At 56.1% G+C, this 10,560-nt stretch carries 5 protein-coding genes and 1 tRNA gene; 4 read left to right on the plus strand and 2 right to left on the minus strand.

From position 1 onward, the window contains the following. Nucleotides 1–2,273 (plus strand): hypothetical protein (locus K1Y02_22025; GenBank protein MBX7259057.1); only part of this gene is annotated, 2,273 nt, incomplete at its 5' end. Nucleotides 2,274–2,389: 116 nt separating this feature from the next. Here K1Y02_22025 and K1Y02_22030 read toward each other — a convergent pair. After that, nucleotides 2,390–3,301, minus strand: a complete 912-nt coding sequence (locus K1Y02_22030) for a DUF1559 domain-containing protein (GenBank protein ID MBX7259058.1) — start codon at nt 3,299–3,301, stop codon at nt 2,390–2,392. Nucleotides 3,302–4,123: 822 nt separating this feature from the next. Here K1Y02_22030 and K1Y02_22035 point away from each other — a divergent pair. Next, nucleotides 4,124–4,202, plus strand: a tRNA-Pro gene (locus K1Y02_22035). A gap of 87 nt (nt 4,203–4,289) precedes the next feature. Here the strand turns inward: K1Y02_22035 and K1Y02_22040 are convergent. Then, nucleotides 4,290–6,203, minus strand: coding sequence for a right-handed parallel beta-helix repeat-containing protein (locus K1Y02_22040; GenBank protein ID MBX7259059.1), 1,914 nt, complete (start codon nt 6,201–6,203; stop codon nt 4,290–4,292). 350 nt (nt 6,204–6,553) lie between these two features. On the opposite strand from K1Y02_22040, the gene K1Y02_22045 reads away from it, so the two are divergent. Together K1Y02_22045 and K1Y02_22050 are read left to right on the plus strand one after the other, a co-directional pair. Then, nucleotides 6,554–10,114 carry a glycoside hydrolase family 2 gene (locus K1Y02_22045; GenBank protein MBX7259060.1) on the plus strand — a complete coding sequence of 1,187 codons (3,561 nt, stop codon included), beginning with the start codon at nt 6,554–6,556 and terminating at the stop codon, nt 10,112–10,114. 216 nt (nt 10,115–10,330) lie between these two features. Then, the coding region (locus K1Y02_22050; protein ID MBX7259061.1) for a hypothetical protein at nt 10,331–10,560 on the plus strand (230 nt) is incomplete at its 3' end.

The following is a 10,560-nucleotide window of genomic DNA, read 5'->3' on the forward strand; positions in this document are numbered from 1 at the left end:
TCAAAGCCCGCGTCGCGGGTAAGTTGCCCGAGGGCAGCACGCTTACTCTAAATGCCACAAATACGAGCGGTGCATCCTGGTCGCTTCCTGTGACGGTCCTTTCCGCAGAGAGTTATCAGGAACTCAACATCGAAGTTGGTGGCGACGATGCGCGCGCGTTCGGCATGCACCGTGTTCAGGCCCAAATCATGGGAGCCAATGGTGAAGCCCTGTCGCTGAAATCGGAGACACTCCTGGGGCGCGCCCCCGAACCCATCCCGGGCCCAATGCCTGAATCGTATTTCGGGACTCACCTTCTCCTCGAAGAACCTGGACTTCCGGTGATGGCGAAGCTCGGCTACAAGTGGCTTCGTATCCACGATGCCTCCGGGATCACAAAATGGGGCTACGTCGAGCCGGAAAAGGGTAAGTGGGAATGGCGCGACGACCAAATCGAACTGGCGCGGAAGTATGGTTTCAGCATCATTGGTATGCTGGACGGATCGCCCGCATGGGCATCCGGCACCGATGAAAAGGGCTACTTCCGCATCTATCACGCCCCGAAGAATATCGACGATTGGCGCAACTACGTGCGAACCATTGTCGGAAAGTATGCCGGTGTTATTGATGAGTGGGAAGTGTGGAACGAGCCTTGGGACATGTTCCGTTTCTTCCAAGGGGGAAGTCCTGCTCTCTACGCGGAATTGCTGAAGAGCGCCTACACGGAAGCGAAAGCAGTAAACCCGAAGTGCACCATCATCGGCTTAGACACGTATCCGCCGTTCTGGGAACAAGCCGTCCTTGCGTCGGGCGCATACGAAAACTATGACCTTGCGTCATGGCACCGCTACGATTCCATGCTTCAGGGCCGGCCTAACGATTCCATTGCAAAAGTTACCGCGCGAATCAATGCCGAACAGGCCAAATACGGCGACCCGAAACCTACGCTGTGCAGCGAGGGCGGTACCGACGTCGCCATGTTTCACGGTTCCTTCTTCTCGTTCACCGATCCGGCGATGCTTGGTGATTGGTCGTTGGGGGCCGACAAGTACGCGCGGTGGTATCTCAGCGTCATTGCTTCGGGAAACAAACGATTCCTATCGTATTCGACACACGGCACATCTCGGCATGGAGCCAACACGCACAACCTGAAGGAACCGGGTCCCCTGCTGCGCCCGCTGCACCTAAGTCTTGCCGCGTTGGCCCACTTTGTTGACGGCGCAAAGCTGGAGTCTCGGCTTGCACCCGCGCGCGACGTTTCGGCGCTGGTGTTTCAACAGCCCAACGCGAGGCCGTATGCACAAGGTCCAAGCACCGTGGTGGTGCTCTATGCCGATGGCGACGCCCCCGAGAAGCTGCCAAGGCCATTGCCCGAAGGCGTGAAGTACTTTGACCGTTGGGGCAACTCGATCTCGGGAGTTTCGATTGCAGAACGCTCCCTGACCTTCATTGTGGCAGAAGGAGCTTCATCTCAGGCGCTTGTGGACAGTCTCACTCCCGATCCGGCTGTGGTCCCGGCGAATTACGAGAGCATGGACGTGTTGCTTGCCGAAACGGCGCGCGTCCTCTCCCCCGCCGCCTCAGACGATCCGGACCAATGGTCCTCTCTGCTCACGTCGCAGGGATCGTTCGTCATGCTGCCTGGAAAAGGAAAGGCTATCTTCACGACCCGCGAAGCGCTGCGGCATTGGAGCGGACTTGCGTCCGCGCTGGACGTTGCAGGAAACCTGACCGCGAGTGACGTGGTAGCGCGCGAAGCCGGCCAATTCACCCTTGGCACAGCGAGCTTCAAGGAAGACACAAGTGCCAAGACCTATCGCGCTGTCTTTGGCGCAGTGAAAGACGGCCCCACCGGCGGTTTCCGGCTCTTTGCCTTCTCGTTGATTCCTACCGGCGGCAATGCGGATCCTGCGACCAAGGACGCCGTAATGGCTGTCTTGAAACCGTGGGAGCAATCGATGGTCGTTGCGCACACGCGCGACCTGCATGGACTCTTCCACGACGGGCCAACGATCACGGCCTCGAATACGGCCAACGGCGAGTATTTCGTGTTCACCGAACCGGAATACCTCATCACGATGATCAACACGGCCGTTACGTGGGGGGCGGCGCAGAAGTCCGAAATGCAGGTGGAAGAATTCGAGGCTCTCGGCGACACGGCCGTTGTGGCGGGAACCTGGAAGCTTGCATCCCTCGCGTTCGGCAACGCGCCCTATGTATTCAGCGCGACGCTGCACAAAGTCGACGGCACATGGAAACTGGCGTCGATGATTTGCGGGCCAGGAAAAGCGTAGACGTATTTCCCTACGTCAACTCAGTGTAAAAGGGCCGAGGCATTGCGCCTCGGCCCTGTTGAATCTCTTTACGCAACTGTCCGCAACGAAAATCTGATCATCCTGGCATATGCTCGTCAGTAGGGGTCATTGATCACTGCGAGTTGGGTCAACATGACTGCCCACGTGCTGCAAATGGGCCATTCCTCCTGATACTTAATGAATCGAACGTGGCCGTCCATGTAGAGAACGTTGCCGCCGCCCGGGATATGGTTATACGAAGCGTACCCGCTGATATCCGGCGCGATCGCAACGTCCCACATCACCGCAATGCTGCTCTGTGCTTTGGCGCTTGCGGCAGGGTTGTTGATATCGCTTATGAAAAATCGTTCAATCCCTTCGCGCAACCGGTACACGATGCGTCCGTCCGGCAATTCGATGTCATTCTCGTGAAGATCTGCCCATTCGGGGGCATCTTGATCCCAGCGAGTGCCCGGCGCTTGCCCCGCGCTGATTTCCGCCTGTATAGCCGTAATTGCGGCAATATCGTAGTCAGCGAAGAATGTCACCGGCATCAAGTTGAAGGGAGTCCCCGCAGGGAGATAATGCTCCGGACCAATCGCCCAACCCATATACTGATAAGCAATATCCCAGAATTTGCACGGATTCACTGGATCTTGATGGAAGTAGAATTCCAAGTCTTCGTCGCGTGGTGCGGACGGACACAGCGCGATGTCCGGGTCCGTCCAGTATTCTGGAAACATACCAGGAGCGTTGGGGAAAAGATGGTTCTGGTTTATAAATGGTCCGGGACTCGTGTCTTCACACGTCCCTGCATGTTTCTTTAACATGGAAGGGTACTTCTCTCCCTTCGCCTCATTTGCATACATCTTGTAGATAAGGCCGAACTGTTTGAGGTTGTTCTGGCAACTTGCTCTCCGGGCGGCCTCCCGCGCACGTGCGAGAGCCGGGAGCAGGATAGCAGCGAGAATGCCGATGATCGCGATTACTACGAGCAATTCAATGAGGGTAAAGCCTTTTCTTCGCATCTGAGTTCTCCTCTCAGTGTTTCCAACTCGTCAGTTGTACTGCTGGAAAGAAAAGGAGCAAGGACGGAGTCTGTGTGTATCACCTCCCATCGGAGCTGGGATCCCAAATCAATGGGAAACACCTGCATATCAAAGGGAATTCGGCAATTGGACAACCTGCTTTTGACGCATAGTCAAATCTGCGCCGTCACCAGATAAAGTCTATTCTGCACTTCGATTCTTGGCAAGATGAATTGTCCGGACACTCAAGAATGGAGTCTAGCCACCCCGGGAATAGTCTCAAAAGTCATTTCAGATATGGATGTAAGTAATTATATTACAATGCCTTAGATATAAGCACAACGAACACTCTCGTCAACTTGCAGCGAAATCGCTCCCGTCCACCCACAACCTATGTCCTTAGCCGCCATGTTAGGAAATGAATCCCAAAAAGGTGAAATTCAGCGAGATATCTACCTTTAGGTCAATGATAACCACTGCTAAATACCGTATGATTTCACTCTTCTCAGAGGATAGTAGTTGGACTACGAACAGAGCTCTTGCGTCGGGCCCCAACGTGAGAATCCGCAAGCTGGCTTGGTAACACGTGGAATGCAACCTTGAGCCCCTCGTGACTTCCGCTGCGCTTCTCCGCAATCGCGTATAGTTGAACGGCAAGTCCACGATTACCTGAGTCGCTCACGAAACATCGTGAGCGGTTACAGAGCCCGTGCGATCACGCGGTCACCGCTACGTGCATGATCTTTGACCAATTGAACGTAAGCCACTCTACGATATGAATTTGATCAATGAAGACTCTTTGCGCTAAGCTATTTGGGTTGTCGGGGTGTAGCGCAGCCCGGTTTAGCGCGCTTCGTTCGGGACGAAGAGGTCGGAGGTTCGAATCCTCTCACCCCGACCATTTAGATGACAACGTAAGCCTCTCCAAGGGTTTAACCTCGGAGAGGCTTCTTTGTTTTCAAGGCTTCTCACTCGCGGGCCGCGTGGATCACTTACTCGCGTTCACAGCGAATCGGGAGTTCTTCCGAACATCGACACACACCGGGCTGCCGTCCAGTTGCGTGTTAGCAAATGGCCCGACCGCGAATCGAGTATCTGGCCTGCTCGTGCCGAAGTAATCCTGTTTCAACAAGTCTCTTGCCTTCGCGACTTCGGGCAGCAGATCCGGAAACGTATCGAATTCGGGAAGTTGCTCGGCCTTACCCCGGATACTCAGCGTCATCTTGGGCTCGTCAAAATGCACCTCCAACGGCATTATTGAGGAATTCTTGTCCTGACCGAGGGCGCGCCACCCCTCCAAGGGCATCGGAGGCTCTTTATCCCCTCGTGCAAACGCCTTGGAAAAATCCTGCTCTCCAAAGAGATTGAAGTCGGACCGCGTCGTGTCATTGGGAATGAATACACATTCAGGGAATCCGGCCACTATGTTTCCAAATACGCGATGATTGTTCTCAAGAGGCGGATTCACCCGAGCGGGATCGCCGGGGCGCAAGTGAACGCCAAAGCCTTGTCCATTTGCGATGAGATTCTGCATGACGACAGCCCGATCGACGTCGTGTTCGTGGAATCCATGGACATTCGAACCGACAATAATGTTGTTATCGAACAGGTTGGGTCCGTGATTGATCTCCAGGCACACTGCCCCAAGTCCCACGGTATCCGCTGAGTTGGCGAAGAGATTCTGCGTGATCCGAGTGTTCCTGACCTCGCCATCCAACCAGAGTGCCGGGCCATTGGCCGTGCGCAGAATGATATTGCGCCGGATTAGGCAATCTTCGGTGCTGTGGAATTTGACGCCGGCAGATTCGTAGTGGGACCCGATCGGCATCCAGCAGTTGTCCGTGATGAGGTTATCTTCGATGAGCATGTGCTGGTTGGCCATGTTGTGCCAGGCCGACATGGAAGAAACGCCGCAGTGATGGACGTAATTGCGGCGAACAATATGGAATCCCTGCGCCTCGCCCGTTCCGTAGCTCCACCATTGGCCGCCGAGGTCCATACCCAGCGTATTCGCATAGGCAATTTCGCAGTCCTCGATGATCCAATGGTGTCCGCGCGCGGCACTGAGCAAGCCGCGTTGCGGCGGCGGTATCGGAACGCCGTTGCCCGCGCGCATCATCGTAAATCCACTTATCCGAATGTAGTTGAGGTAAGGCGTGGTCGGTGCAAACACTTGTTCTCGCGTCGTGACCTCGAAGGTGTGACCTTGCGGCGAAGCATCGTTGGGCATTCGCAAGAAGATGGACATCCCGTTTTCGGATACCCAGAAACAACCGGCTGCCTTGCCCAACTCGTCAAAAAGGCTGACCTGAGGCATGTACACACCGTCGACGAAGAGTTGCCCGCGCCTGAGTTCGAAACTGGGAAAATCCTTCCAGGTATCGCTGTCCTTCTGAATCGTGAAATTCTGCAGACAGAAGGGATTCGCGCCCTCGAACTGCGCGCCGGTCAGTTCCGCTTGCCAGATGGTGATGTCCTTTAGCTTGTACTCGTTTGATGGCCGCCATTCCGGTTTCCAACTATCCGAACCGGTAAGAATGACCTGCTCGCCTGGCGCAGCCTCATACGAAATCATCGCCTCCGGCGAAGTGCCGCCGCGTTCGGGCTTCACCCATTCTCTGTAGACGCCGCCATGCACAACGACACGCTCGCCAGGCTGAAGCATCTGTGCCGCACGGCCGATGGTCTTCCAGGGACGCCGCTCCGTACCTTTGTTGCTGTCGGATGCACGCGGGTGGTTCTGGTTGACGTGATACGTCTTGCTGAACGCCTGTGGCTTCTCCCACGACTCAAAGGGAGTCCCGTCGGGAAGAAGAACAGGAATTTCGTCTGCGCCTGATGCCGCTAAACTGCACACAAACGCGAGAATCAGAAGTGCACAGAGACTCTTGAAATGCCGCATGATGAATGTCCCCGGTTTCCCCCACCGCTCTACTCTTCGGGACAGCTTACGGCGAACACCGGGCGAGCGGCAAGTCCCCGTTTCGCATCGGATTCCGTGCGTACGATTGACGGTACTATCAGACAGTGCAACGAACTGACGCTATTGATAGGAGTAGTTCACCGAGGTCCAGTGCCTCCAGGATGTCCGGACACGTAAGTTGCAGACCAGCCAGCTTCTTTCTAGCATACGATTGGAGATAGTTGAGTCGCTTTTGGGGGGCTCGCCAAGTGTATGCCGGTGAGGAACCGGCGCTACAGTTGAAACGCCGCGATCGTCTGAGATGGTGGCGTTTCGCGAGGAAGCTGATCATGCTGAAGTCCACCGTCCGCAGCCTTTGTTCGGGTCTATTTTTCGGGGCACTCGTCCTTCATGCCCTTGCAGCCGCCGCTCATGCCGAAGCACAGAATTCCATCGTATCCCTGGACGGGACATGGCGCATCGCCACCGATCCACAGAACATCGGCAAGGAACAGGGCTGGTTTAAGACTCCGAACGCCGATGCGCTAGACACCAACGTTCCGTGGATCATTCAAGATCCGTTTCCCGGCTATCACGGCGTCGCATGGTACTGGCGCAGCTTCGAAGCGCCGCAGAACGCATATGCCGATGGCCGCTACCTTCTCCGATTCTGGGCCGTGGACTACAAGGCCGACGTGTGGCTGAACGACACGTACTTGGGAAGTCATGAGGGCGGCGAAGAACCATTCTCCTTCGACGTCACCGGTATTGTTCGCGCAGGTAACGACAATCGCGTTGCCGTACGTGTACTGAATCCGAAAGACGAACCTATCGACGACATCATCCTGGCGCAGACTCCTCACCGAAACAAGGTGAACAAGTATTTTGCGGGAGCTTCCTACAACTTGGGCGGAATCACCGACTCGGTAGAGTTGGTCATGACTCCGCAAGTCCGCATTGATGACTTCTATGTACATGCCAACTGGAAGACGGGAGAGGTGAATATCCAAACCACGTTTTTCAATGCAGGCAAAGACTCCCAGACCGGCACACTGACTTTATCGATAGCCCCCGCCGCCAACGGAACGACACTCGAAGCGGCTACGATAAACGTGACCGCAGGGCCGGGAACCAGCGTGGTCAATTCCACACTCAAGGTATCCCAGCCACACCTCTGGGACGTCAAAGATCCGTACCTATATCGAGTCACGGCTCGATTGAACACGAAGGGTGGCGAGTGCGAACAATCGACCCGGTGCGGCTTCCGTGATTTTCGGTTCGAGAACGGTCATTTCCGGCTCAATGGGAAAGCGCTCTTTCTGAAGGGCAGTCATACTGGGAATCACTGGCCCATCGGGCAACAGCTTCCCTACGACCCGGATTGGGCGCGGCGCGATTTGATCAACGTCAAAATGATGGGATTCAACTCTATCCGTTTCATTGCGGGTGTGCCCATGAGGCTGCAACTCGACTATTGCGACGAAATCGGTCTGCTCGTCTATGAGGAATCGTATGCGGCATGGTGCACCGAGAACTCACCTCATTTTGCGCAGCGTTACGACAGTTCCGTACTCGGGATGATCAAGCGCGACCGGAATCACCCTTGCATAGTGATTTGGGGACTTCTGAACGAGACTCCCGTGGGTCCCGTGCATCAGCAGGCAGTCGAATTCCTGCCTAAGCTGCGTGCATTGGATGAGACCCGCGCCGTCCTTCTGAGCAGCGGACGTTGGGACGTGACGGCGGGGGGCGAACCGGTCGGCATACACATACACAGAATACAAGGGCAGTTCGACCCGAGCGCAACGCATAATGGAACCGACGCGCCGATCTCGGCGCTGGGGATCACCTGGCAACCGGGACAGTTTGCCTTGCATCCGGGACCGAAGGGTGAATACAGCGTGGCGCGATGGACCGCGCCGCAAGACGGCAAATGCGACATTACTGCTGTGTATTCCAGTATCGCGGAGAAGGCCACGACGGACGTGCACGTCTTGCACAATGGGAAACCCTTGTTTGACGGGTTTGTAAATGTTGGGGACGCCGGAAAAGAGACCAAGTACTCCGGTTCGGTCGACATCAAGAAGGGGGACCTGATTGACTTCGCGTTGAGTTTCGGCAACGGCGATTACGGCGCGGACACCACCGCTTTAGCAGCAACCATTGCGTACGCCAATGGCCCCAGCTTTGACGTTGCCAAAGACTACCTTGCGAAGGGAAGTCCCTGGACCTATGGATACCTTCCGCGAACGGACGTGCCGGATTCGTCCGCGTTCATAGCGTACGACGAAGCCAAAACCATTGGCGAAGGGTCTCGTCTCGGCAGCATCAGCAACCCAGGCTCACACGAATGGGAAGATATTCTCGACGATCAACACATCTACCCCCATGTGCCGCATTCGCCAGAGATTGTCGCGACATTGCGCAACTACCGGGGCGTGGGCAATCCCGTGGGATTTGGCGATGGTGGTCTAGCCAATATTGAGAATAGGCCAGCACTAAGGCCCGTTTTCATCAGTGAATATGGAATCGGCAGTGCCGTGGACTTGGTCCGCACCACCCGATGGTTCGAGCAGCTTGGGAAGGCCAACCTTGACGACGCGGTCTTCTACAAAGGGCTGCTGGATCGTTTTATGAACGACTGGACTGCGTGGCGATTGGACGAGACGTTTGCGAGTCCGGAGGACTACTTCGCGCAGACAATCAAGAAGATGGCGGCGCAACGCACGCTTGGCTTCAATGCGTTCCGCTCCAATCCCAACTGCGCGGGCCTGAGCGTTACCGGCACCGTCGACCAAGGAAATACCGGAGAAGGCCTGACCGCCACAACCTTCCGCGAACTCAAGCCGGGCGCAACCGACGCGGCCTTTGACGGATGGGCGCCTGTACGCTGGTGCTTGTTCGTAGGACCGGAGCATCTCTATCGCAATGGCAACGTGCGCCTGGAAGCCGTCGTTGCGAATGAGGACACCTTAGCCCCAGGCGATTACTCGGCCCGCCTGCAAGTGGTCGGTCCGCGCGGGATACGCGTATTCGACCGCTCCATCACGGTCACGATTCCAAAGACCGAGCCGGGGCAACCGGAGGTGTTTGCTGTGCCGGTATTCGACGAGGAAGTGCCGATCGATGGACCCACCGGCGAGTATCGTTTCCTGGCTGCGTTCCAGCAAGGTGCAGCGGCCGCGGGCGGCGATGTCCGGTTTTTCATAGACGACCCAGCGGATATGCCGGCCATCGAAAGCGAAGTTGTGCTGTGGGGATCGGATGAGCGCGTAGAAAAATGGCTGCCCACACAGAACATCAAGTGCCGCGCTTTCGACCCCGCCAGGAAAGATGTCCGTGAGACAATCCTCGCATTGCGCACGCCGCCCGCCCCCGGAGGAGCGGAAGCATTCACCGAACTCGCCAAGCGCATCGCACAAGGATCGAACGTGGTGTTCTTGTCGCCGGAAGTGTTCGCGAGCGAGAAATCGCCCGTCTCTTATCTGCCGCTGGCGAACAAAGGGCAACTCTTGAGCCTGTATAGTTGGCTGTACCTCAAAGACGACTGGGCCAAGTATCACCCATTCTTCGAAGGCATGCAGACCGGTGGGATGCTCGACTACAGCTACTACGTCGGGATGCTCTCGGACTCCGTCTGGCAAGGACAAGATGCCCCGGCGGAGGCTGTCGCGGGGGCCATCAAGGCGTCGCAGGATTACTCCTCCGGATTGAATCTCTGCGTGTACCGTCTTGGCGAAGGGCGTTTTGTACTCAACACGATGCGTATTGCTGAAAACCTGGGCACAAACCCGGCCGCGGAACGCCTGTTGCGCAACCTGATCAAAGCAAACGCGCCAACGGAGAATAAACCCTTGGCTGCGTTACCCACTGATTTTGACGCAACTCTGAAAGCGTTCGGATACAAATAGACCAAGACACGGCGAAGATACGTGATATCGCAGTGCGGCCTCACTGGGCTATGCTCAGAGAGGCCGCTTTTAGTTCGTATGGGACCCGCAGAAGAAGAACCACATCTCCGGCGAGTCACCGCATAATTTCCTCAATCTGCCTCCGCTAGTTGACCTTCCGAAGCAGGCAACTTGCAGGAATCGACCAAGTATTGCAGAATACGCATAGGACCGACTATGACAAACGCTATCAACACCGATTCGTCTGGAGCGAATGAAGCGCAGATTCCTCCTGATTGGCTAGCCGAGTTTGAGGCGGCGTCGAAACGGCCCCTTGAGACGCGATTCCGGTATTCCTTCATTCACACCTACAAACCCGTATTGGATGATGAACCCTATCGTTCATTCGATACGATGGAGGACTATCGCCGCTGGTGCGAGGAGAACCTTCCGGATTGGCTAGGGTA

Source organism: Candidatus Hydrogenedentota bacterium, assembly GCA_019695095.1.
In the GTDB taxonomy this organism is placed as follows: domain Bacteria; phylum Hydrogenedentota; class Hydrogenedentia; order Hydrogenedentales; family SLHB01; genus JAIBAQ01.